Here is a 24,904-nt window from a genome sequence, read left to right on the forward strand (position 1 = left end):
GCTTCCCCAACCCTTGAACACCCTGCCATGCCTCATAAAATCCAACCGTCGCCCCGCCAACTCGTCGTCAATTCACCCACAGATTCTGGCGAAGACCCGGAAATAGAGAACGGCCGGGAGGGCTTGTCCAGAGCCACCCCCGGCCGTCGTTGCAGCTACAGTGAGAACACCGCTCAGCATAATTGCTTCCGCCATCAACGCAAGCAATTCGCGTGGCAATTCTCACTTACTCGTCCAGATCGTCCGTATCGTCGAAGGCTTCGATCGAGCCTTCCAGGACGTTCGATTCCTCGCCGCGGTTGCCGCGCGGGAAGAACAATTCCACGGTCGACAGGAACGTGGCGTATTCCGCACGCCCCCCGGTAGCGTAGAGCAATTTGTCGCGCAGACGATGCACGAGCGGACGCCCTTCGGGCCAGCGCACATCCATCACCGCCGCGACTTCGTTGAGTAGTTGATACACGCGAGCCCGGGTCAGCCCCATTTTTCTGGCGGCTTGCCGCACGCTGGAATTCGCGCCTTTCAGGCCCAGACGGCTCTCGACGAGCTTGGAAATCTGTTCGCCAGCGTCGATCCGGGCTTGCGCCATCAGCGGTTCGACGAATGAAGTCAGCATCTCGTCGGGCGTTGGCAGGCTGTCCCGGTTCATAACGCCTTCGATCCAATATTCGAGATCTCGCGCGAACTGCGGCATGATCTTGATCGCCAGGTGCTTCTGCTTGCCGACACGCGCCAAGATCGCGTGCAGGGAGCCGAAAACCTCGATCACGGCCCGGACCCGCTTTTCGCCGTGCGTTTTCAGGGAGCGGATCTCGTCCAACGTCAGCCCGACGTAGGTATCGAGCGGCGTCTGCCAGATAACACGCGGAAGGTTCTCCAGCGACAGGGCGAACCGGCCGAGGGTCTCGCGGCCCATGCCGAAGTCCCGGACGCTGCCGCGCCATTGCTCCCAGAGGGCCTCGGAAACGATGCCTGGGTCCAACGGTTCGCCGAGGGCGAAAGCCGCCTGGATCGGGAGCACGGCTTCGACCGTCTCGATTTCTGGGACCAAGGCCCCCAGAGGCTGATCCTTCGAGGCGCGGCCGAGCAGTTCAACCAGCGAGTGGATTTTCTTCTGCCCGATGCCGGGCGTGGCGTACAGCTCTTCGAACGGCGTATCCAGCAAGTCGCGCAGCGTCCGTCCCATGAAGGCCAACGGGAGGCGGCGATCGCCGGGCAGCGCCCAATAGGCGAGCGGCTTTTCGAGCCGTTCGGCGAATTTCGGCTGCAACAGTTTCTTGCGCACGTTCTCGAAGCTGGACACCAGTTTGTATTCCAACACGGAAGTGCTACGGGTCAATTTCATCTTCGTGCTCCCTGTTTGGATCACCTACCGCGTCGCGGGGACGCGTTGGCTTCCGGTGCCAAATAACCTGATTTGCAGTGCCGAGCACCAAACCTCGAACGCCAGGCGGCCTACCCGGGGGGCAGGACGGCGTTCGCCAATTTGGGCGAGACAAAGGTCCGGATCGTTCCACGAGTCTCCGCGACTCAAACTTGGAACGGCGTGGGGCGCGCTGCGCTCAATCCAGATCCAGGTGCGAAATCAAAGGTGGGACTGCTCTGCTCGGTGGTTCCACGCGATTTCGCAGTATTCCGCCTGGAAATTCTACGCTGGGAAACCAGAAGAGTTTGCGATTCCAGCAAATTCTGTTGGCGACCTTCACGTTCGATACAACAGGCACATGCGAAACAACGCTGACGACGGGCCGCCCGATTCGGGTGGGAGGGCACAAAGGCTGCAGAGCAAAGGCGTTCCGCCGTCAGTTTTCATCCTATGCCGACGGCTGTGGGTGTCAAGTCCAATCGAGCGATCCGTACAGTAATTCGCCGGCGCATCACCCTTCTTGGGCGGAAAAGCGGGCCAATTGGTGTGGTTTCCTCCCCCGGATGCGCCCGCATTTCTCGGCGGCACGGATCACGCGCTCATTGGTAGCAATGTCGCCGGGCCGGGAGCATACTGGGCGGTTCAACCCGCTCGAAAAATGAAGCATCAGGCGAGGAATGGCTATGCGGCGTCGCGAGTTTCACCAATTGGCCGTCGCTGGCGCGTTCGCCTGTGCCGGCATCGTGCCGCGGCAAATCCTCGGAGCGGAGCGTGAGCTCGGGGCCGATCTGGCGATCGTCGGCGGCGGCGTAGGAGGTTGCGCTGCGGCGCTCGCTGCCGCGCGTGCCGGCCTGCGTGTCGTGATGACCGAGGAGACCGATTGGATTGGCGGACAATTGACGCAGCAGGCCGTGCCGCCGGACGAGCATCCGTGGATCGAGAGTTTCGGTTGCACGCGGTCCTACCGGCAATTTCGCGACTTCGTCCGCGACTACTATCGGCGCCATTACCCCCTGACTCCGGATGCTTACGCCCGCGTGCGGCTCAACCCTGGCAATGGCGGCGTTTCGCGGCTGTGCCACGAACCCCAGGTGGCGCTCGCTGTGTTGGAAGAGATGCTTGCGCCTCATGTCAGCAGTGGCCGATTGCGGATCCTGTTGAATCATGAGCCAATTTCGGCGGAGGTGGACGGCGATCGTGTACGGGCGATCCAGGTACGCGATCGTGATTCGGGAGACTTACGCACGCTCGTCGCCCCGTATTTTATTGACGCGACGGAGTTGGGGGATTTGCTGCCGTTGGCGAACGTCGAACATGTCGTCGGCGCCGAATCGCAAGCGGAAACCGGCGAACCGCACGCCGCCGCAACGGCCGATCCTCTCAACCAGCAGGCAATCACCTGTTGCTTCGCAATGGATTACCTCGACGGCGAAGACCACACGATTGAACGACCGGCCGAGTACGCGTTTTGGCGGGACTATTCGCCCGAGTTGCGACCGGCGTGGCCGGGCAAGCTGCTGAGCCTCGCCTGCTCCGATCCGAAGACGCTCGAAGTTCGCCGGACCGGTTTCAACCCTGCTGGGGACACAGATGGCATGAACTTCTGGGTCTATCGCCGCATCGCCGACCCCGTTAACTTCGCGGCCGGCACTTATGGCGGAGGCGTGACGCTCGTCAATTGGCCGATGAACGACTATTGGCTCGGGCCGCTCGTCGGCGTGCCGGCTAACGAACGCGCCAACCACATCCGCCGCGCGAAGCAATTGAGTCTGTCGCTCATTTACTGGCTGCAAACCGAAGCGCCCCGCCCGGATGGCGGAACTGGGTGGAAGGGATTGCGCTTGCGCGAGGACTTGGTCGGCACGAGTGATGGCTTGGCCAAGTATCCTTACATTCGCGAGTCGCGACGGATTCGCGCGGAATTCACGGCGCTCGAACAACACGTCGGCGCCGACGCCAGGATGAAAGAGACCGGCCTGCCGGCAGAGTCGGTGAGCGCGGCGACGTTCGCGGATTCGGTGGGAATCGGCGCGTATCGCATCGACCTGCACCCCAGCACCGGCGGCGACAACTACATCGATTTCAGTTCGTTGCCCTTCCAGATTCCGCTGGGCGCGCTGCTGCCAGTCCGCGTGGATAACCTGCTGCCTGGCGGCAAGAACTTGGGCGTAACGCATGTCACCAACGGGGCGTATCGCCTGCATCCCGTGGAATGGAACATCGGCGAAGCGGCGGGCGCCTTGGCTGCGCACTGCCTGCGCACTGGCGAACGTCCGCGCGCCATCCGCGCCAACGCTCAGCGTCTCGCGGATTTCCAAGCGAAGCTTCGCGATCAAGGCTTGGAACTGGAATGGCCGCGGCTGAGGCCGTTGTAATGGACGTCGAACCTGACGCTGTTTCACAGCCTCATGTTTTCAACTGGGAGGCAACGTCCCACAGTAATTCTCTCCGTGCCTCCGTGGTGAACCTTCGCGCTAGACCAGCGCTTGCTCCCCAGCCCGGCGGGGCCAGCGCTTGAAGGGTTGATCAGATTGCGTGGTTTTGCCGACCAATTGAGTGAACGAATTCACGGCGGCGTAAAGCCCCAGAAAGCGCTCGAGCACGGAAGCGAACAGAAAGATACCGGTGCCGACGTATTTTTGTTCGTCGAATTCGACCGTGACTTCGACGCCACGGCAGAATCCGCCGGCGAAGTCGCCGCCGGCGCGGCCGATGACGCGACGCGTGTGAATCGCCGAAACGCCTTCGATCATTTGTCGCGTGACGTCCGCCAGTTGCTGTTGGCCGGCGTTGGGATCACTAAAGTCGTAGAGTCGGAGGATTTCGCAGAGCGCTTCGCGCCCCTGCACGGGATCGGAGAGCGACAGGTAGTTCAGCGAGAGGTGCGACATTAATCCCCAATAGCGGCCTTCGCGATGCGGCGGCCGTAGCGGCAACGTCGGCGCCTTGAGGCAACGAATGCCCGAGAGCGGCGCGGCGCCATCCAATTCGAAGTACAGCCGCTCGCCAGCAAACTGCAACTGCGCCGGGAGGTCGCGATTCGTACACGTCGTGCGCACGACGAGCGTCGACTCCGCCGGCAATGTGGGCTGAAAGTCGAGATCTACCAGGTGCAAGTACACGTCGGTGCCGCGGTCGTCCGGCAAGTTCGACGGGCGTCGATCGGTATACCAGAACGCCTGGCCATCGCGGCGGCGCGACGCGTGATGGAACGAATAGAACGGATGAAATTGTTTCACCGCCGACGTGACCGGGTCGATGCTCACCAACTCGTTGACCGCATAGACTTCGGTGCCCAACGGCTGAGCCACGTCCGGCACGACCCGGTATTCGTGCTTGCGTTGTGTCAACAGCACCGGCTCGGCGGTCTGCTCAAAGAGGTTCACCACCGGCGTGCAATGCATCTGAAACGTCGAGGCGTCGATCCACTCCGCCAGGCGATTGTTCTGTTGATTCAGGAACAGGACCAGTTCGAGCTTCTTCTGATAGCCTGACTTGCAAACCTGACGCCAACCGTCGACATCGACGAACAGAAATTTTTCCCGGAAAGCGAAGAACTCGCTGAGCATTCGGTAGCCGAGAAAGCTCTGCGGCGGATACTCCAGCAGCCCTTCGTCGAGCCCGAAGCCCACCTGGTGCAAGGCTTGCTCCGGGCTGAGCGTGACGCTCGGCAGTTCGCTGCCGGCGTCCAACGAACGGAACAGCACCTGCGTGGTGTGATTGAAGATCAGTTCGTAGAGCGACGATGTCACATGGTTGTCGCCGTACAGGAACAACCGCAGCCGGTCCAACGAGAGGTCCGAAAACTTCGCGCCCGGCTGGCACTCGAACTGCAATCGCAGCGCCGCGGCGGTGCGGCGCGGCGGCGACAACTCGCGCGGAAACGGCGGTGTTTCCAGCGACGCTTGCACCAGCTTCAACGGCCAGAGCGTAACCGGGTACCCGGTACGGAACCGGCAACGCGTACCATTCACCGGCGCGGTGCGCAATTGACTGTGGCGATTGATCAGAAAGCCTTCCGGCAACTGCCCGCGGGCGGCGTCCAACTCGAATTGGACGATCGACATCGACGGAATTGGCGCCAGGTAGTGCGGGTAGACGACACTCAACAGCGCGTCGGTCAACTCCGGGAATTCGTCGTCCAGCTTGTGATGAATCCGCGCCGCCAACAGCGCGAACGACTCGATCAACCGCTCCACGTGCGGATCGCCGCTTTGCGTGGGCTCCAGCAACAACCGCCCGGCCGCCGCGGGATACCGCGCCGCGAAATCCTGCGCGAACTGGCGAATAAACACCAACTCGCGTTCGTAGTAGCCGTAGAGGGATTCGGACATGGGGAAGTAGGGGAGTAGTTAGTAGGTGGAGTAGTGAGAAGGCAAAGTAGGTGGAGTAGTTAGTAGGTGGAGTAAGTGGAGTGGTAAGTCGATGACAAAGAGAATCGTTGCCTCAATTCTTCTCTACTTCACCTACTAACTACTTCACCTACTTCTTCCTCACCTCGTCTCTCTCACAGACGCCGAGCCGGTCGTTAGTTCCATGATGGTTTCGAACGAGACGTCGGGAAATGGTGCGATGCGCATCTTGGCTTCGATCTGAAAGCGGACGGCGAGTTGATCCGCGCCGCGCGGGTCACTGACCAGTAGGACGCGGACGTCGACCAGTCGCGGCTCGAAGCGTTCGATGATCTGTTCGATGGAATTGCCGATCGCCTGGCGGCTTTGCGGCGACGCCGTCTTCACGGAGCCAAAGTCGGGCAGCCCGAACGTCAACGGCGAGGCCTGTAATTCCGGATACTCGGGCGGAAAGTGGATCGTGCCGAGCCGCGTGTTGAGCAGTTCCTCGAGATCACGGCGCACCACCGCGACCATTTGCTCAATGCCGTAGCCGCGACGGCTTTGCGTGCCGGCGGATTCGGGGTCGATCAGGCGATCGAGCAGCGAAGGTGTGACGCCTTGTTCCGCGGCGGTTTTGGCCATGGGTGGGAGGAGTAAGGGAGTCGAGGAGAATGGGAGTAAAGAATGGCTTCTTTACCAACGTCCTTGTATTATCACGCGATTTCGCTTCATCACTCCTTTGCTCCTTCTCCCCATCCTCACTACTCGTCCACAATCAGCTCGCGCCATTCCAGCATCGGGACGGAGCCTTCGTCCAGCAGGAACATGCGTCCGCCGCGGCCGAGGATGGGGCCGTTGGGCGTTTCGACCCAATCGCTGGTGCGGCCCAGCTTCACGGCGTCCTCCGCGTGTTCGAACGAGTTCGCATACAGCGCCGGCAAGTAAATCTCGCCCGACTCGCTGCCGTGGGTTTCCAGCCGCGCCGGCGCCCAAATCAGGTCCCGGGGGAAGCGGGGCGGATTCATGGCGATCGTGGAAACAAACTCCAGCGGCACCCAAAAATACTCTCCCTTGGCCATTACCTCCAAGACCGTTCCGAGCAAATCGTCGCAATCGCACAGGTCCTGGAACGGCTTTTCGTTCAACGTGCCTTTGACCGGCGGGGCCTTTTCGCGGGCCGTGGTCAGCGTGGCCTGGGCCTGTTCGTTTTGCCCGGCGCGGAGCTGGCGGAGTGCTTCCAGCCGCAGCAAGACATGTTCCGGGGCCTCGAACAGGAACTTGGGCTGCGTGCCTTCCTGAAACACGAGGCGGCGCTTCCGCTCCGATTCCAGCAAGTCGCGGTAGTTTTTTGCCGCGATCTGCAGTTCCATATCGTCGTACTTGAGGGCCTCGATCTGTCGCGTGGCGCGGTCCAGGTCGCCGGCGAAGACCGACAATTCGAACAGGAACAGGCGTTTGCCCTGGTCGCCGGGATTGGATTTGACGTCGGCGAGTTGGGCCTCGATGGCCTCGGACAAGCGGCCGGCGTTAAACAGCTCGTGTGCGTTCATGGCGAGTCACTTTCCGCGTGGGTGTTCGGGATGGCAATTGGTTTTGGCGGACTAGCGCTTCGCCGGGGGACGCGGCGGCGCTGGTGGAGGCGTCGAGGACTGCAGCATGGGCTCATCGGCGGACGGCGGATCGTCGCCGCCTCCGCCGCTGGTGTAGTCCGCCTGCTTGCGGAAGTCCCAGCCCTTGATGTTCTTGGTGCCCAGCACGCCGGTTTTTTCCTGCGGCCGATAAATCATCTCGCAGGTTTGGAAACAAAAGTCGACGGTTTCTTCGGGCGGGGCCTTGCCGTCGGTTTCTAGCTGGTAGCCCACGACGTGGACATCGGTGAACAGGATCGTCAGATACGTCTTCGGCCCGCGCGCGTCCGTCTTGCGAAACGTCAGTTTGGCTTGCTGGAAGTCGTTGTATTCCGGCCGCATGCCGCGGAACGAGTTGCTGAAATACGCTTGCATCAAGAATGGCGAAGCAATGTCGACTTGCTTGCGAATTTGAAAGCGGTAATCTTCTTCCGCCTTGCCGGTGCGCGCGGTGGTCGATTTGCCGAGTGTCGGCAGGTTCATCTCCGTCGCCTCGTCGCCAGACGCCGAGGCGCGAGAACTCGCCAACTCTTGCATCTCTTCCTGCTGTTTCATCGCCGCCAGCGCCTTGGCATTGGCGAACGTGAACTGCGTGACCTCCATCGCCGCGGGGTCGTTGCCGGAGCGCTTTTTCTTAACGTCCGCCGTCTCGCCGGCGATGCGATTGCGCATCTTCCCGCCCGGCGGGCCGTTGGGAGTCAACTCGAGAAAGGCGTCGATTGCTTCTGCCACGGGCGGGAGGCTTGAGGGGTGAGTTTGAAGTTTTCAGTGTTCAGTATTCAGTCGTAGGCGGCAGCAAGGAATTGATCGAGTATTCGAGGCGAGGAGACAGAACGGCACGCATTCCTGCTAACTACTTCACCTACTTCCTTCTCCACCTACTCTCCTCCCTTACCATTCTCCGCGATCGATGAAGCTCCAGCCGGCCTGGATGAGCGTGCCGAGGCCACCGGCTTTATCTTGCGGCTTGTATTCCATCCGGCAGCGGCCGAACGAGAACGAGATGGTCTCCTTGAAGGCCGCGTCGCCGCTGATATCGATGGAATAGCTGGCTACGGCCACTTCGCCAAAATGGAATTCGAGATACGTCTTCGACTTTCCGCCGGTCGTTTTTCGCATGCTGACCTGGGCGCTATCGAACACGATCTTGCGTTCGGGATTCTGCACGCTGCAATACGCTTGGAACAAATCCGGCGACGACCAGTCCAGCAGCTTGGTGATTTTGAACTGACAGGCGTCTTCCTCGGAAAGGTCTTTTCCCTCGAATTTCTGCAGGTTCTCGAAACCCTGCACCATCGCCTTCACGCCCTTGCCGCCGACCTCTCCCCGCATTCGCTCCATACCCAACTGGCGGCGATCGGAGACTTTTTGCACGGCGTAGTAGTCGTCCTCGAAGCTTTGCGAGGAGCCGAATTCGAAGGACAACAACTCGATGATGTCCTTAAAATCCACGTCGGAGGATTCACCCTTGAGCGGCTGGCCGTCGCGGACGAGTTTCAGGAATCCGTCGCAAACTTCGTTCGCCATGGGTACTCGAGAACGGGCTGAGACGGGTTCGCCAGAGACTCCCTTCGCACCGCGAAAGGCGAAGAACAATCGCTTCCCGGCGCCGTGGGAACGAGCGCCGGGAAGCGTTCAATTCGATACTGCATGCTGCGACGAACTAGCCGTTGTAATTGTTGGAGTTCGTCAGCTTGTTCCAGGCGCGCTCGACCTTGCTGTCCAACGAGCCGTCCTTCTTTTGCGGGAAGTACGTCATCTGCAGCGCACCGTACTCGAACACGACCGATTCCTCGGGTACGTCGTCGCCTGAGGAACCCGACCACTCGATGCTTTTGACGGCGACGAGTTTGAAGTGAAACATCAGGTAGACGCCGCCCGAGACGGCCCCGGCCTTGACGCCCGACTTGCGGAGGTGCAAGAACACTTCCTTATAGTGACCGCCCTTGCCACAGGTGGCGGCCAGCAGCGGCGAGGCCTTGTCGGTTTGCTTCTTGATGGTGAACTCTTTGAAATCCGCTTTGCCGGCGCCGGCGCCGCCGGAAGCCGAGGAGATGTTCAAAGTGTTTTCGATGCCGAACGAGAACTCCTTGACTTCGAACCAGCCCTTGTCGCCGGAGAACTGCGAGTCCGTGCTCTCGCCTTCAATCTTTTCGCTGGAGCCGGCGGCCGGTTCGAATTTGAGAAATGCATCAAATGCCATGTACGGGTGCCTTTGTGTTTTTCTGGGTCGTTGGAAGCTGGGAACCGCACGCGAGGTCGATCAGGCGCACGGGCCGTTTGGCGGCGGAGATGACTTTGTCGATTCCGAGTTGTTCATCTAAGCAGGAGACTGCTCGCCCTGCGCCGGCGAGCGTCGAACCACGACGCTAAGCGTCGTAGTTGTTGGAGTTCGTCAATTTGTTCCAGGCGCGTTCGACCACTTTGCCCAGCGTGCCGTCTTTCGTTTGCGGAAAGTATTTCATCTTCAGCGCGCCGTACTCGAACACGACGGACTCTTCTGGCACGTCATCGCCCGACGATCCGGACCATTCGATGCTCTTGACGGCCACGAGCTTGAAGTGGAACTCCAAGTAAACGCCGCCCGACTTTTCGCCGGACGAAACGCCGGACTTCCGCAGGAACAACTGAACTTCCTTGTAGTGGCCGCCTTTGCCGCACGTGGCGGCCAGCAAGGGCGAGGCCTTGTCGGTTTGCTTCTTGATAGTGAATTCTTTGAAATCCGCCTTGCCGGCGCCGGCGCCGCCCGAGGCCGAGGAGATGTTCAAGGTGTTCTCGATCCCGAACGAGAACTCTTTGACCTCGAACCAGCCGTCCTTGCCGGCGAATGAGGAGTCCGTGCTTTCGCCCGTGATCGTCTCGCTGGAACCGGCCGCCGGCTCGAACTTGATGAATGCGTCAAACGCCATGGTGAATTGCCTTTCCGTTACACTGGTGCGCGGGTACCTGGACTGCCCTGACCGCTGCGCCGGGTCGCGGCGGCATTTCCGCCTTGCCACCCGGGCGTGAATCTAACAAATGCGTTGAGAACCGTCGAGCGCCGCGTGCGTCGTTTCCGTCGCCGCGGCCCTGGTCGGGCGGCCGGGGCCGAGCAAGCTCGACCCCGGCGCACCGACGTTTTCGATCAACCGCCCTTCTGCGGCACTTCGGCCACCAGGCGGAGAGACGTGCTCAAGGTTTCCAATTGGTAGTGCGGGCGCAGGTAGGCGACCGCCTCGTACCAGCCGGGACGTCCCTTGATCTCGCGCACATCGACGCGCGCGTCGGCCAAGGGGTATTTGGCCTTCGTCTCGTCGCTGGCGCCGTTCGGATCGCAGCAGTACTGCCGAATCCAGTCGTTGAGCCACTCGGCGCAATCCTTAGCTTCCATGAACGAACCGATCTTGTCGCGGGCCATCACCTTCAAGTAGTGAGCGAACCGCGAGGTGCACATGATCAGGTTCAACTTGGCCGACAACTCCGCATTGGAATTGGCGTCCGCGTCGAAGTACGTCTTCGGCTTCTGGCACGACTGCGCGCCCATGAAGACCGCGTAGTCGGTCCCCTTGGCGTGCAACATCGGCAGGAAGCCCAAGTTCGAAAGCTCGAACTCGCGGCGGTCGGTGATGGCGATTTCCGTCGGGCACTTCATCGCCACGTCGCCGTCGTCGGTCGGGAAGGTGTGGACCGGCAGGCCTTCGACCTTACCGCCCCCTTCAACGCCGCGGCTGCGGGCGAACCAGCCGTACTTGGAGAACGCGTCGGTCATCCGCGAGGCGTAGGCCCAGGCGGCGTTCATCCAGAGATACTTGTCGTGGTCCTTGCCGTCGACGAATTCTTCGAAGTTGAACTCCTCCACGCGCTTGAAGGCCTCGCCATAGGGCAAACGCCCCAGCACGTGCGGCAGCGTCAGGCCGACGAAGCGGGAATCTTCCGATTCGCGGAACGACTTCCACTGCGCGTATTCGACGCTATCGAAGATCTTCGTCAAATCGCGCGGATTGGAGAGCTCCGTGAAGCTGTCGAAGTTGAACAACTTCGACGACGCGGCCGAAATGAACGGCGCATGCGCCGCGGCGGCCACGTTCGAGATCATCTTCAACAGGCTGACGTCTTCCGACGAGCGGCCGAACTCGTAATCGCCGACCAGCATCCCGTAGGGCTGACCGCCGAGTTGGCCGTATTCTTCCTCGTAAATCTTCTTGAACAGCGCGCTTTGATCGAACTCAGCGGCCTTTTCCAGGTCTTTGAACAGATCGCGCTTGCTGACGTTCAGCACGCGAATCTTCAGGTTCTCGCCGGTTTCCGATTGGTGCACGAGGTAGTGCAGCCCGCGCCAGCTCGATTCCAGCGCCTGGAATTCCTGGTGGTGAATGACCTCGTTCAGTTGGACGGTGAGCTTCTTGTCGATCTCGCCGATCCACTTCTTGATGTTGGCTTCCACATCGGCCGAAACCACGTGGCCCGGGGTGACGACCTGCTCCAGGAACTGCTTGAAGTAGTTCTTGGCGCGATCGGCTTCCTGGCTCGATTGCGGCTTCGTCGCGGCAATCACTTGATCCAGCAGGCCGAGACCTTCGGTCGTCTCGGCGCCTGCGGCGGATTTTGCTTGTTGAGCGCTACTCATTCAGCCACCTCTTTCTGACCAGCGGTGAGTCCCATCTCGGCGGCCAGCTTGTTCGCGGCCTCGGGGTTTGTAATGATCTGCGCGAGCAGTTCTTCCAGCTTGTCGTTGCCTTCCATCTTGCTGGAGAGCTGCACCAACTGGCGGCGCATTTCCAACAATTCACGCAACGCGGGGATTTGTTCCGCGACGCGGGCCGGCTCGAAGTCGTCGATGTGCTTGAAGTTCAACTCCACGCCCACTTTGCCCCCCTCTTCGGTCAACTTGTTGTCGACTTTGAGGGCCACGCGCGGGGCGGCCTTTTCCAGCACGCTGTTAAAGTTGTCCCGGTCAATGCTGACCACTTTGCGCTGCTTGAGCGCCGGCAGCTTTTCCTTGGGATTGCCGGACAGGTCGGCGAGGACGCCGACCACGAACGGCAGTTCCGTCTTTTGCATCGCGCCGCCGGTTTCGACGTCGTACGTCACTTGGACGCGGGGTCGACGTACGCGGTCGAGCTTGTGTTGCAGGCTTTCAGCCATGAGTTCGATTCTCCACGAGGAGCGGTTGCCAAGTCAGTTGGCGGGCGAAGTTACATCCCAGCCAGGAGTTATGAAAAACAAGACGGCCGGTTGGGCCCGCCGTGTGTCATTTTCCCAGAGTGTCGTACCAGGGGCGTTCGGATAATAGGTGCAATCGTAACGATCCTTAGGCGCACGACTGCCCAACTGCCGCTCGCCCAGCATCCGAAAAATATACGACATTGCTGGGACTTGCGGAAGAATTGCGACCGAAACTATCGGTTTTTCCCGGACATCACGGCCGTTTCAGGCCGTCCGCATCGCATAGGCGTTGCCGAATTCAGCGAATTTCCTGGCCGAAACTCAGCGTCTGCGGGAGAAACCGATTAGCTAGAATTCACGGGTCGACCGGAAGTCCGTTTAGGAGCGCATGCCATGCAACGCCGCGAATTCCTCTCCACCTCCGCTGCACTGAGCGCCGCTGCGCTGGCGACGCCGCAGTGGCTGGGGGCCCACGAACACCATCAGCACGGCGGCAGCGCCAGCGCCGGACCGGGCTACGCCACGCCGCTGGAGGCGATGAAATCGCCTCCGGAGAAGCTGCTCTACACGACCGCGCTCTACGTCGGGACCGGCGTTAAGCAGCCGGACTATCTGGCCACCGTCGACGTCGATCCCAGTTCGCCGACCTACTCCCAGGTCGTCCATCGCCTGGAGATGCCGACGCTGGGGGACGAACTGCACCATTTCGGTTGGAACGCCTGCAGTTCCTGCCATGGGCATGTGGACATGGAGCGCCGGTTTTTGATCGTGCCGGGGCTGAGTTCGTCGCGGATTCATATCGTAAGTTGCAAAAAGGACGCTCCGCCGAAGCTGCACAAGGTGATCGAGCGGGACGAGATCGTTCGGCAGACCGGGCTGACGGCACCGCACACCGTCCATTGCCTGGCGGACGGAAACATCATGATCTCAATGCTCGGGGACGCCGAAGGGGACGGCCCCGGCGGGTTCTTACTGTTGGACCAGGATTTCAACATCGCAGGGCGCTGGGAGCAGGATGCGGCGGCGATGAAGTACAACTACGACTTCTGGTACCAGCCGCGCCACAACGTGATGGTCAGCAGCGAATGGGCCGCTCCGAAGACCTTTTCCGCCGGCTTCAAGTTGGACGACGTCGCCGCCGGCAAGTTCGGACAGCAGATTCACTTCTGGGACTGGGAAGCGCGAAAGATCACCAACACGGTGGATCTCGGCGAAGCCGGTCGCATCCCATTGGAAGTTCGCTTCCAGCACAACCCGACCGGCAAGCACGGCTACGTCGGTGCAGCGCTCTCCAGCACGATGTGGCATTTGCACCAGGAGGGGGACGCCTGGGGAGCGAAGCAAGTGATTGCCGTCGAGCCGGTTGAGGCCGAAGGCTGGCCGTTCCCGGTGCCTGGTCTGATCACGGATTTGTTACTTTCGATGGACGACAAATACCTGTATTTCTCCAACTGGCTGCACGGCGATATCCGCCAATACGACATCACCAACCCGGCGGAACCAAAGCTCGTCGGCCAGGTCTGGATCGGCGGCGTGCTGGGCAAAGCGCCCAAGATCGCCGGGCAGCAACTGGTTGGCGGCCCGCAGATGCTGCAACTCAGCCTGGACGGCAAGCGGCTCTACGTGACCAGTTCACTGTTCAGCAGTTGGGACAACCAGTTCTTCCCCAAGATGGCGGAAACCGGCTCGTTCATGTTGCAAATCGACTGCGACACCGAAAAAGGCGGGCTCAAGGTCAACGAGAAGTTCTTCGTCGACTTTGGTAAGGAACCGCATGGTCCGGCCCGGGCGCATGAGATGCGCTACCCCGGGGGCGACTGCACTTCGGATATCTGGGTGTAGGGCTTCACTACGTTGCGCCGGCAGCAAACGCCCGCAAGTCTTTTTCGAAGGCCGCGAGGCGGGTTTGCAATTCCGCCTTGGTGTCGTCGAGATTGGCGAGTTGCTCGGCCGGTTCATACGTGAAGAGATAGAACTTCACCTTGGGTTCTGTACCGGATGGGCGAATGGCGACGAAGTTGCCTTCGGCCGCCAGGTCGCAGATGACCATATCTCCCTGCGGGCCCTCGAACGGTTTGGTCGAGCCGTCTGGGGCGATGATGCGCAGGCTTTGGTAGTCGCGCGCGGAACGCAGTTTCAGGCCGCCAATTCGCTGGGGCGGAGCTTCGCGGAGGCGGGACATCAATCGCCGCATGTCATCCATGCCGGCCGCGCCGGGCATCGTGAGATTGAACGCGCCTTCCTGATGGCAGCCGTGCTGCCAGAAGAGCGAGTCGAGTTTTTCGTGGAGCGTCTGCCCGGCGGCTTTGACTTTGGCTGCCAACTCGGCCAGCAATAGCGCACCTACCGCGGCGTCTTTATCACGGGCGTAAGTGCCGGTCAGATACCCGTGCGATTCTTCAGCGCCGAACAGAAAACGCTCGGGCCCCTGTTCGTCGATCACGCCGCCGATCCACTTGAAGCCGACTTGCAAGTCGCCGACCGTACGGACGCCGTAGCTATCGGCGATGCGGCGAATCATCTCGCTGGTGACCAGCGTTTTGACAATATAGTGCTGCGGTGTCAGCCCTCCGCCGCGCTTGCGGTTCTCCAACAGGTAGTCCACAAGCAGCACGCCGATTTGATTGCCCGTGAACGTCTGCCAGCCGCCGCCGCGGGTGACGGGGGTCGCCGCACCGAGGCGATCCGCGTCGGGATCGGTCGCCATAACCAGGTCCGCGCCCGTGGCTTGCGCGCGTTCGATGATCGCGTCGAAGACTCGCGGATTCTCGGGATTGGAAACGTGCCCCGGGACGTTGGGGAAATCGCCGCTGGGTTCCGCGTGCAGGGCAAACAGTTCGACGTCGCTAAAGCCCCCGGCGGACAGCACCGGCAGGACGCTCGATGCACCCACGCCATGCAGCGGGGAGAAGATGACTTTCAAATCGCGCGGGCCAGGCGTGCCTTGCGCTTGGACGCCGCCCCAGTAGGCCTGGTCGATTTCCTGCTGGCAGTATACGACGCGGCCCGACTTCAGCGCTTCGGCAAACGGCACGCGCTCGATATCTCGCACCTGGCCGACGGCGTCGATGACGCCTTTGTCGTGCGGCGGGAGCAATTGGCCGCCGGTGGACCAATAGGCCTTGACGGCGTTATCGCTGGGCGGATTGTGGCTGGCGGTGACCATGATGCCGCAGGAGCAATGCTTCACGCGCACAGCGACGGACAACTCCGGCGTGCTGCGATAGCCGTCGAGAAAGTAAATCTGAAAGCCAGCGGCGACGAGGATTTCCGCGCAAAGCTCGGCAAATTCGCGAGAGCGGTGGCGCGTGTCGTAGGCGATCGCGCAGGATAGCGGGCCGGTCTGCGATTGCTTCACGTAATCGGCGAGCCCTTGCGCGCTTTCCCCGATGGTACGGTCGTTGATCGCGTTCGAGCCGATGGGGTACATCTTCCCGCGGCGCCCGCCGGTGCCGAACGGAATGATTGTCCAGAAGACGTCGTCGAGGGCCTTCCACTTGCCGGACTGGATATGCTCGACGACCTGCGGAGTGTACTCGGCGTAGCAAGGCTCGGTGAGCCAGACGCGGATATTTTTCACCGCGTCGGCGGTGAGTTGCCCTTGTTGAAGCGCTTGATCCAGCGATGCCAACGCGGCGCGCACGGCGCCTTCCTCTACCGTCGATGCCATCTCCAACCCCTCACTCGTGGCGGTGTCAACGTTGCCCCGGGCGCTGCGGGGGCATTGTCGCCGATGGATTTGGCCAGGAAAAGGGGCGCGGGCGTCGGGCGCGGTGATAACCAATAAAGCCCAGGGAAGGTCCTCGACGTCGTTGGCGATGGCAACGGCCTCGAGGACCTTCCCTGGGCTTGGCGAGATCGACCAGTTTTTCACGGACCGGCGCTAGTAAGTCCACTCCGCGCCTACGTAAGGCGAGAAGCCGGGCGAAAGCACGCGCAGCTGCGGGATGTCGGTCCGCCCCGATACAGGCTGCGCGGCGATGCGGAGGTCGAGGTGTTCGAGGTATTGCTTGTCGAACAGGTTGTCGATGCCGCCGATGATGTTGAAATTGTCGTTGACGTTATAGTAGCCGCGGATGTTGTAGACCGTGAATCCGGGCGTACGCGATTCGAACGTATCGATGACCGACGTGTTGGTGATTCGCAGATCGCCGAGCTGGTCCTGATCGTTGACGGCGCGAACAAAGAACTCGGAACCCCAACGCTTGCCGCCGCATGGATCCTGCAAGCGGACGCCGAAGCGGCTGTCGAAGGGATAGATGCCCGGCAGCGGAGCGTTAATCTCCTGATCGCGGCCGTAGATATAGCGGGCGGAGCTGAACACGGTCCAGCGGCGGTTGAGGTCGTACTCGCCGCTGACCTCGGCGCCGGAAATGGTCGCCAGGTCAGTGTTGACGGTATTCAACACTTGAGCGCCGGTCGGGTCCACCACGCGGTTGGCCTGGTAGGTGATATAGTCGTTCACCCAGCCGTGAAAGCCGCCGATTTTGCCGCGCCAGCAGCAGTAGTCGGCTTCCAGGCTGACGTCAATCTGCGTGTTGCGTTCTTTATCCAGCTCTGGCGTGCCGACCACGCGGCTGAAGCCGCTTTGAATCAGTCCGACGAACACGCCGTCGGCGTAACGTTCCAGCAAGGTCGGCGGACGTTCCGCGTAGCCGATACCAAAGCGACCGATCCAACCCCGGGCGAGATCGACTTGGTTCGTCAGATAAGCCGCCCACAACATGTCGCTCTGCGTGTACGTCCCCGCGAGTGAAGTGTTGGTGCGGACATCATCTTCGCGGAGCGAAGTGCGGCTGAAGTCGGTGCGGGCGCCAACCGTAGTCGTCCAATACGATTGCACCGGAATGGACAACTCGGTGAACACGCCCGGATCGAGCCAGAACGAGCGCGGCAGATTGGTGTTGATCGCCCCGTTGACAGTATTGATCCCCGTGAAGGGCACGTTCCCGCGACTGACGAACTGCTCGCGGATGTTCTGTTCCAGGTAGTGCAGGTCCGTACCGACAGTGAGCTGCGTATCGTCGACCTGGCCATAAGTGGCCGACATCCGCGCACCGGATGAAATCAGGTCGCCGCTGGTGTCGCCAAAGAACGTGTTCGCGCCTTCGCCGAGCGCCGCTTCGACGCGAGGGATGACATTGAAAGTGTCTTTGCTTTCGTTATACGTATCGCCGGCGAACCGAGTGCGGTTATACCAGCCGCTCATCGCAAACCGTGTCCAGCAACTGGATTCGTCCGCATGGACGAAATTCACCGACGTGGCGTCCGTCGTCAGGAAGCGGACGTCGAAGAACTGGCCGGGATATTCGGTGTCGCTTTGATCGAGCCGGTTGTATTTGACTTCGACCGAGTCTTCCGGCGACAGATCGAAGCCGAATTGTCCCAGGTAGTTGCGATTGTGGTACGTCGCGGGGATATCAATCGTGTCGCCGCCGGAGCGGTAGTCGCTGCCGTTGCGGTTGCCGTAGTTCATGATGTAACCATAGTCGGCGCCGCCGCCGTAGATGGTCTCACGGCCGTAAAGCTGTTCGCCGTTGCCGTGATAGGTCATGCCGGTGCGGCTATGCGATTCGTGCCCGTTTTGGTAGCGCGGCGTCTGCGTGCCGATCACGTCCAGGAAGCTGAAGCCCGGTCCGTAGCGCACGGCATAAGGGCCGGGAATCACGACGATGGCGTCGATCAGCGAGGGATCGAACTTGCTCAGCATCGTATCGAGATCTTGCCGGACCGGGAAATAGTACGCGCTGTCATACAGCGCGTAGACCTGGCCCAAGCGATACCCGCGGATGCGCGGGTCAAACGAAACCGGCGATCGACGCTGCACCTCAACGGTCTTGACGCTGGAGGCGTATTGGAGAAGTTGGGCGCTGTCGTTGGCACCCATCAAATCGCCCTGACTGCCGGACACGGTGTCGCTGATAGGTGCGAAGGTTTCGGTCAGCGCCGCTGCGGAATCCTCGAAACTCAGGTCATCGTTGAACCCATTCGGAAGGGCGTCGTCACCGATGAATTGCTGCTCAATCGGCGATGCGTCCGGGGTCGCCTCGAACTCCTGGTCGGTAGTATCCTGTACCAGTACGACGAAGTTTCCCTTTGACACCGAGATGCCGCCGCCGACCGGCGATCGAATAGCAGGCTCCGCCGCGCCAGCGGCGATATGCCATCCCGATACCAACGCAATGGCGCAAGAAAGAACGCCGAATCGTTTCCAAGCACTCATTGCTCCCCCCGAAGCTATTCGTGCAAATTCATACGGTCCAGCTTTGCCTAGACTGCCCAGGCGTCATCGTCCGTGACGACACTGCGTGATTTCAATCGAGCACCCGTCTCAGGTGCGGAATCAACTACTCGCGCAGGAATGCCGGCCGTCGGAGACCTAGATTCTCCGCTACGTCTCTACTCGGCGCGCCGCACAGTAAGACTTAACGTGATCCTTAGAATCCGCCAGCAAGGCAGGGGTAAGTCTTCGGACTAAGCCAGAAGCGAGAGGCGGCTTGCTGTCATTTACCTGGATCTGGCGGGAATTTCTGCTCCTTCAGCCTATCGCGGTAGATGGCCGCCTGCCGCTTCCATTCCGCCTTAAGCTTGTCATTCAGCTTCTGGCCTGGCAGCGATTCGTCGATGCGACGATCGAATTCATTGAGACATTGATAGAACGCCTTAACGTACTTTGTCCGCGTGGCATTGTCCGTGGCTTTGAGCGCCACGCGGGCGGCGGCGTCCTTATAGAAAAAAGCGTTGAAGATCCAGATTTCCTGCGAATCGCTGTCGGTTTGCGCGGCAACATCTTTCATGCCGGCCTCAAGAAAATCCGCCGCGCGCGTCGCCTGCTGGACCTGCCGCACGTCCGTGTCCGTTGGCTTGATGCTCATCCACGAGGCCCGTCCCAGCAAGTTATTCGCCTGCGACCGATAGACTTCTCGCATGTTGTAATTCTTCGGCGGTTCCGTAAGAGCGAGTACTCGCGTGGCTTCCGATTCCATCTCGGGATGAAGTTCGGGCTTGGAAATGAGGCTGTTTGCGAACGCCAAGCGGATTCGCGCTTCGCACGCCAGATCGACAGGACTCTGGCCGTCAAACGTCGGCGCATATTTGTTGAGAACATCCCGAGCGTCTTTGACGGTCGGTTGGAGGCGGATCAACATGTAAACCGCGTCCGCCATCCCTGATTTGTCGACCTTACGAACCACGCCCGCCGGTGGTTCCACCGACGCCGTGTAAGCGTTGATGATTTCCTGCACGCGAGATTTCGCGAGATCTCGCTTTTTTTGGTCAAGCGCTATCCGAGCCCATTTAAATTGATAGCTCGACCATCGAGGATCTCCAAGTTCACGGGCAAGCGCGGCAGCTTCGCCAAAGCGCTCATCGGCTTGCCCTTGCATTTCGATGGACTCATTACCTTGGACCACGTTGGCCAATTCGTCCAGGATTTCTCCATGCCAATAGAGCGCCTCCGCTCTCTTTTCGGTTTTCGCAGCAGCCCAAAGCCTGACGGCTTCCTTCATGGCCACGTTAGCGTCTTCCAGCGCACGACGGACTTTGAAGTCGTCAAACTCCTCGGCGCCCTGGTGGAGTCGCTGCGCACGACCATACCGATAAATGCATCGCGCGAGATTGAAAACCGCGTCAGGAGAAAATGAATCGAGTGAATTTGCTCTTTCAAACGCGGATTTCGCATTGATGTGATGGAAGCTGATGCGATCGCCACCAACGTCAGCCGCGTAAAAGTACATGTCTTCGCTGGCGTTACCCTTCAAGTTGCAGGCTTCGATCAGCCGTTGCTCGGACATTTGATTTGCATCCAGCACCTTGTCCGCATCCGAGATTGCGTCGTCCAAGTAATCCTTGACCGACTTAGCCGAGGCGCCCAGTTCGGATTTCCCCTTATACTGCACGTACGCCAACTGCAAATTGACGCCGCCGCGGTCCAGGAAATAGCGCGCATTCTGCAGCGTTACCATGGGCGAGTCGCCGATCGCCTGATCGAATAGCGTTAACGACTCCTCCAGAGTTTTCTTGCGCCCCGGCCACTCGGATTGCTGACGGTATTCGACAAACGTCGCAATGCCACGGAGGGCGAGGCTCTCGGGGTCGTCTCCCGTGACGAGTTTCTTCAATTCCACGAGTCGAGTTCGCACGCCCCCTTCGCCGCGGACCATCATCTCGCGCAGCCAGGCGCCCTCGAGCTTCAGCAATTCCTGCTGTGGTTCGGCCGACAGCGTGTTCGCGACGCGCAGCAAATCCGCGATGGCGCGCGATGTCACTTCATTGGGTTGCGACAACATTCGCTCATTGCTGAGGGTCATATAGGCGCGCCCCAAAGTGGCGGCCACCTGCGATACAGCGGATTTCAACTTCGTGTCGGCGGGCAGGTTGTCGAGACGAACATAGGGCTGCAAAACGCTGCGCGCGCTGGGGAAAATGCGGTCATTCATTCGCGCCAAATCTTCCGGTCGCCTGGCGGTCCAGGCGTCATAAATATGGAAAGCGCGCGCGAAATGCTCCACGGCAGCCTTGGCGTCCGCGGTTGCCGCGCCGGGCCCTGCGGAATTCTTTTGATGCAGCTCCGCATGCGCCACCGCGCTGGCAATCAGCAATGGGGCGATGTCAGCGTTGTCCTGTTCGGCTTGCGCAGGCAAGGCCGAATCCAATAACTCGATCACTGCCTCGGGGATAAGATCGGGTTTACTGATTTCCAACAGCAATTTGAGCGACGTCAATTCCGGTGATGGCGCACCGGGCTGAAGTTGTTCAATGCAACGGATGAAGCGATTCGCCTTCTCGGCGTCTTCGGTGCGAAACGGCGGCTGGCTTAGGTCTTCGACAGGCTGCAAGCGCAACTCATGCGCGCCGTCTACTAAGATGCTCGCGGCCAGATCGCGCCTCGTCGGCCACAGCAAGGCGGGAATGCCGTCCGCGGGGCCGCCATACAGGTCTGCGATCGCCGTAGCCCGATTTGTCGCGGCGAGCACCGCTTCAACATACTTGCGATAGCCGCGAAACTGCTTGTCGAACTCCGCGACTCCCAATTCTTGTGCTTTGATACTTCCGAGCTCTGTGCGCGCCGCGTCGATCTTGGCGGACGTGGGCGCTGCGGCAAACGCAGCCAACTCCGCATGAGCCAATCGAAGGAGCAGGTAGCCGACCCAGTTGTCATCACCGTCAATCGCGGCGCCGGCGGCCTTGGCTAGTTCGTTCGCCAATTCAACGTCTGCCGACCATTGCGGCCAGGAATTGCCTTCATTTTCCGGCAACATCAACCGCGTAGCGACGCGCTGCGCGACGAGTTTCGCCTGGAGCGACGGCTCGAATTCCTTGGCGATTTCAGCCGCGAGGGCGAGAAGCGGCAGATCCTCAGTGTTCACCGCCTTTGAGACGAAACGCTTGGCAAATACCTCCGCAAGCATTGCCCGTTCTTCCGGCGTCGCGGTTGGAAGTCCGCTCTTAAGGACTTCGAGTTCCGCGCGAGCTGCGTCGCCAAAAAGTTCCACGAGCGAGTTGGCCCATCGGATCGCATGCTTTTGGGATTCATCCTGAGCTTTCTCGTTCAGCTCCCGCAGCTGCTCCTTCACTTCGGCGGCATTGTCGGCCTTCAACGGCCTCATGGTTTCGGTCAGGAGGCGCTGAACGTTGAACAATTCGAATAGGTTCGCGAGTCTCTTCAAATCATCGGACAACTCCGAACCATTCTGTCCAAGTAGCGCTGCGGCGTCTGACGTCGCTTTTTTCCAGAGTGCCTCAAAGCGAACCTGCTCGGCCCCCGCGGAGTTCTTGACCGATTTCGCCTTCTCCATCACGGCGATCAGGGCATTCACGTCCTTTACATCCAGCGTTTGATTGCCACTGGGCCAACGCTCCAACGCCTCCAGCACGGCCAGACTACCGAGTTCCGGTTTGGTCCAATTCTGATCCGACGGCATCGGATCGCCGCCATTGAAGAGCCGGAGCGTCAATTGGGGCGTCGCCTCAGGTTGCGGCCACTGCTTGTGCATTTCCAAACGCGCGCCGGCCAATCGGAAGCGGTTGACGTATGAACTGCTGTCACTCGGGAGTTGCTTGTGGGACGCGTATCTCTGTGCGAGCTGAATGCTCGCCGCGAGATCGTTCTGCTCTGCGTCGGTGAGCTTTGACGCGTCAAGCTTGCTCGTGACAGCAACCAGGAGGCGTTCCAACACTTTTGCCAGGTCATTGCCGTCCGACACATTGAAACTGCCGTTAGCGGACTTGATGGCGTCTTCCAGAGCGTCGAATGCTTCCAATTCTTCGAGAGGCGAGTCGGTACTGTCCTGAACGAGCTGCCGCAACACGCCGCGCTTGTTATTGATGTCCTCGGAAACGGGAGCCGGCACTGGCGAGTCGCCGTCCCTGCGCATAAACCAAATGCCGAACGCGATCAACGCTACTGCGGCGACGGCGGTCAAACCGAATTTCCAGGACGAACGTGCTGGGGGTCGCGGAATCCGCCCGGTGGGCACCGTTTCCGGACTGACGGCGCGCCATAACGCTTCCGACATCTCCATTGCGGTCGGATAGCGCTTCGTCGGGTTCAACGACGTGGCGCGTTTGATCACCGCGCGCTCTGCCGGATCGACAAGGATGTTGAGATCCAGGTCGCCCCTGGCGACGGCGCGCATTACCGTGCGCCAGGTGCCGGTGATGACATCGGGTTTGAACGGCAGCCGGCCCGTGCGCAGCTGAACATAGGTGATCGCCAACGAGTATTGATCCGACTGCGCGCAAGGCTGATCGTCGACCAACTCCGGCGAAGCATGCGCTAACGAGAGCGCGTTGGGCGAACGCGTTTTGGCTTTTCCTTCGATGCGGGCGACGCCGTAGTCGCAGATCTTCACCTTGCCGTCGTCCATCAACAGCAAGTTTTCCGGCTTGATGTCGCAGTGATACACCGCGGAAACCGGCTGACCGTCGTAGCCGGTTCGCGGAGTATTGAGGAAATCGATCCCCTCCGCCGCCTGCCAAATAAATGGCAGCAGACGCTCGGTCGGCACGCCTTTGAGTTCTCCCTCACGCGCGTCCTTACGAGAGCGTTTGAGCAGCGAGGCCAGGCTTTCCTGACCGAGATCCATTTGGATGAGCAAGGTGTCCGGTTCGACGACGGCTTCCTTGAGCTCCATCGTCCGGCCGCCGAGCGCCGATTCCAGCACTGCGTCCGGAATGTCCTCCATCTGCTCGTTGAGCAACCAGACGCCGTTCATCTTAATGAGGCGGTCGTGGTTGAAGAGGCCTTTCTCGATGCCCCAGCGAATCCGGTTGTACTCTTTGCGGCCTTTTTCCAGGTCTTCGCCAGCCACGCTGACAAACTTCAGCGCAGTGTGGGCCATGCCGGCCTTGGCGAGCCAGACCTCGCCGAAGCCGCCTTCGCCGAGCTTGCGCTCCAACACGAAATGCAGCACACGTTGACCCACTTGGAGTCGCATGAGGCGGAGTCCTGAGATTCAATAAACGGCGGCCCGTCGCGACCACGGAAGGAGCGGGCGCAACTCCCGATTATGGCGTGTCACCCCGCCTGTCCACAAGCGCGCGGCGCGGCGAAACAGGCATCAGCGCGGATCACCTGGGCGCCGGGAGGTCGCCGCGCGGAGTCCGTCAACAGGGAATGGCGCGAGAAGGCCGGAAGTGTTACCGGTACGGCCAAGAATTCCAAGAAAAAGGCGCAAGCACCGCGCAAAAACAAAGGCGTCCGGAGCGCGCCGCTTCGGTTGCGGGCCTGCTCCGGACGCTGTTGGCAACCAGTCTAACGGGCTGAGCTAGTTAAGATCGAATTCCATGAACAGCGGTTCATCGCCACTTTCCGGTACGATCAACGTGGACTTGCCGCTATAGGGCTGATGGTGGGCCGAGCCGATAACATGCACTTCGTAACGCCCTGGCGGGACGTTGTTGAAGCGAAACTCGCCGGTGGAATCGGCCACGGCGGCCGGAGCGGCCAATCCCTCGATGGTGACCCGGGCCTTCGGCAACGGGCGTCCATAGTACAGGACGACGCCTTCGACCACGGCGTTCCGCGGCGGGCCCGAGGAGCGCGTGTCGCCAATCGGCGTAGCCATGGCGGGGCGCGGCAGGGATTCCGCCTGGCGGGGGATATCGACGCTGCCCGGCAGTTCGTCGCCTTGGACGATGGCGTTGACGGCCAATTTGACGGCGTCCTGCAAATCGCTTGACGAGGTCACTGGCTGAAAGCTGCCCTGGGAACGTCGCGCGATCAACTGCAGGTCGCTCCAATTAGCGTCCTTGGTTCCACTCGACGCGCCAACCGCCACAATATGCACTGGGATGCGGCGTTTGTAATAACCTTCCAGCACTTGTTGGCGCGTGTACTTGGCGCCGCTCTGACCGATCTTATCGCCGCCGGCCGTGATGAGCACGATGCCGGAATGCGGGCCAGCGGCGCCGAACTGTCGATTCGCCAA

At 60.6% G+C, this 24,904-nt stretch carries 16 protein-coding genes; 2 read left to right on the top strand and 14 right to left on the bottom strand.

The window, feature by feature from the left end; translation table 11 throughout:
• Window positions 1–226 precede the first annotated feature (226 nt).
• Window positions 227–1,345: a hypothetical protein gene (locus SGJ19_23475; GenBank protein ID MDZ4783218.1), complete on the bottom strand. Its 1,119-nt coding sequence runs from the start codon at window positions 1,343–1,345 to the stop codon at window positions 227–229.
• Between the two features lie 704 nt (window positions 1,346–2,049).
• Here SGJ19_23475 and SGJ19_23480 point away from each other — a divergent pair.
• A complete protein-coding gene (locus SGJ19_23480) occupies window positions 2,050–3,741 on the top strand; it encodes an FAD-dependent oxidoreductase (protein ID MDZ4783219.1) in 1,692 nt (563 codons plus the stop codon).
• A 99-nt stretch (window positions 3,742–3,840) separates the two neighbouring features.
• Here SGJ19_23480 and tssF read toward each other — a convergent pair whose 3' ends face one another.
• The 9 genes from tssF to tssB all read right to left on the bottom strand — a co-directional run bounded on the left by tssF (window position 3,841) and on the right by tssB (window position 12,452).
• The gene (gene tssF / locus SGJ19_23485; protein MDZ4783220.1) at window positions 3,841–5,700 is read right to left on the bottom strand and encodes a type VI secretion system baseplate subunit TssF; all 1,860 of its coding nucleotides are present in this window, start codon (window positions 5,698–5,700) and stop codon (window positions 3,841–3,843) included.
• Window positions 5,701–5,859: 159 nt separating this feature from the next.
• Complete coding sequence (tssE, locus tag SGJ19_23490; GenBank protein ID MDZ4783221.1) at window positions 5,860–6,342, bottom strand: type VI secretion system baseplate subunit TssE; 483 nt, start codon at window positions 6,340–6,342, stop codon at window positions 5,860–5,862.
• 119 nt (window positions 6,343–6,461) lie between these two features.
• On the bottom strand, window positions 6,462–7,250 hold the full coding sequence (locus tag SGJ19_23495; protein MDZ4783222.1) for a type VI secretion system accessory protein TagJ: 789 nt from the start codon (window positions 7,248–7,250) through the stop codon (window positions 6,462–6,464).
• Between the two features lie 51 nt (window positions 7,251–7,301).
• Complete coding sequence (locus SGJ19_23500) at window positions 7,302–8,060, bottom strand: type VI secretion system tube protein Hcp (protein MDZ4783223.1); 759 nt, start codon at window positions 8,058–8,060, stop codon at window positions 7,302–7,304.
• 159 nt (window positions 8,061–8,219) lie between these two features.
• Window positions 8,220–8,855: a type VI secretion system tube protein Hcp gene (locus SGJ19_23505; GenBank protein ID MDZ4783224.1), complete on the bottom strand. Its 636-nt coding sequence runs from the start codon at window positions 8,853–8,855 to the stop codon at window positions 8,220–8,222.
• Between the two features lie 136 nt (window positions 8,856–8,991).
• The gene (locus tag SGJ19_23510; protein ID MDZ4783225.1) at window positions 8,992–9,531 is read right to left on the bottom strand and encodes a type VI secretion system tube protein Hcp; all 540 of its coding nucleotides are present in this window, start codon (window positions 9,529–9,531) and stop codon (window positions 8,992–8,994) included.
• A gap of 166 nt (window positions 9,532–9,697) precedes the next feature.
• A complete protein-coding gene (locus SGJ19_23515) occupies window positions 9,698–10,237 on the bottom strand; it encodes a type VI secretion system tube protein Hcp (protein MDZ4783226.1) in 540 nt (179 codons plus the stop codon).
• A 215-nt stretch (window positions 10,238–10,452) separates the two neighbouring features.
• On the bottom strand, window positions 10,453–11,934 hold the full coding sequence (gene tssC, locus SGJ19_23520) for a type VI secretion system contractile sheath large subunit (GenBank protein MDZ4783227.1): 1,482 nt from the start codon (window positions 11,932–11,934) through the stop codon (window positions 10,453–10,455).
• Window positions 11,931–12,452, bottom strand: a complete 522-nt coding sequence (gene tssB, locus SGJ19_23525; GenBank protein MDZ4783228.1) for a type VI secretion system contractile sheath small subunit — start codon at window positions 12,450–12,452, stop codon at window positions 11,931–11,933. Before tssB ends, tssC begins: the two co-directional genes overlap by 4 nt.
• A gap of 414 nt (window positions 12,453–12,866) precedes the next feature.
• Here tssB and SGJ19_23530 point away from each other — a divergent pair, with 414 nt between their 5' ends.
• A complete protein-coding gene (locus tag SGJ19_23530) occupies window positions 12,867–14,315 on the top strand; it encodes a selenium-binding family protein (GenBank protein MDZ4783229.1) in 1,449 nt (482 codons plus the stop codon).
• A gap of 7 nt (window positions 14,316–14,322) precedes the next feature.
• Here SGJ19_23530 and SGJ19_23535 read toward each other — a convergent pair whose 3' ends face one another.
• From SGJ19_23535 to SGJ19_23550, 4 genes are all read right to left on the bottom strand, one after another.
• A complete protein-coding gene (locus tag SGJ19_23535) occupies window positions 14,323–16,143 on the bottom strand; it encodes a phospho-sugar mutase (GenBank protein ID MDZ4783230.1) in 1,821 nt (606 codons plus the stop codon).
• A 213-nt stretch (window positions 16,144–16,356) separates the two neighbouring features.
• Window positions 16,357–18,651 (bottom strand): TonB-dependent receptor, encoded by a 2,295-nt coding sequence (locus tag SGJ19_23540; GenBank protein ID MDZ4783231.1) that lies wholly within the window; start codon window positions 18,649–18,651, stop codon window positions 16,357–16,359.
• Between the two features lie 325 nt (window positions 18,652–18,976).
• Window positions 18,977–23,911, bottom strand: a complete 4,935-nt coding sequence (locus tag SGJ19_23545) for a protein kinase (GenBank protein ID MDZ4783232.1) — start codon at window positions 23,909–23,911, stop codon at window positions 18,977–18,979.
• Between the two features lie 330 nt (window positions 23,912–24,241).
• Window positions 24,242–24,904 (bottom strand): carboxypeptidase-like regulatory domain-containing protein (locus SGJ19_23550; protein ID MDZ4783233.1); only part of this gene is annotated, 663 nt, incomplete at its 5' end.

Source organism: Planctomycetia bacterium (genome assembly GCA_034440135.1).
Taxonomy (GTDB): domain Bacteria; phylum Planctomycetota; class Planctomycetia; order Pirellulales; family JALHLM01; genus JALHLM01.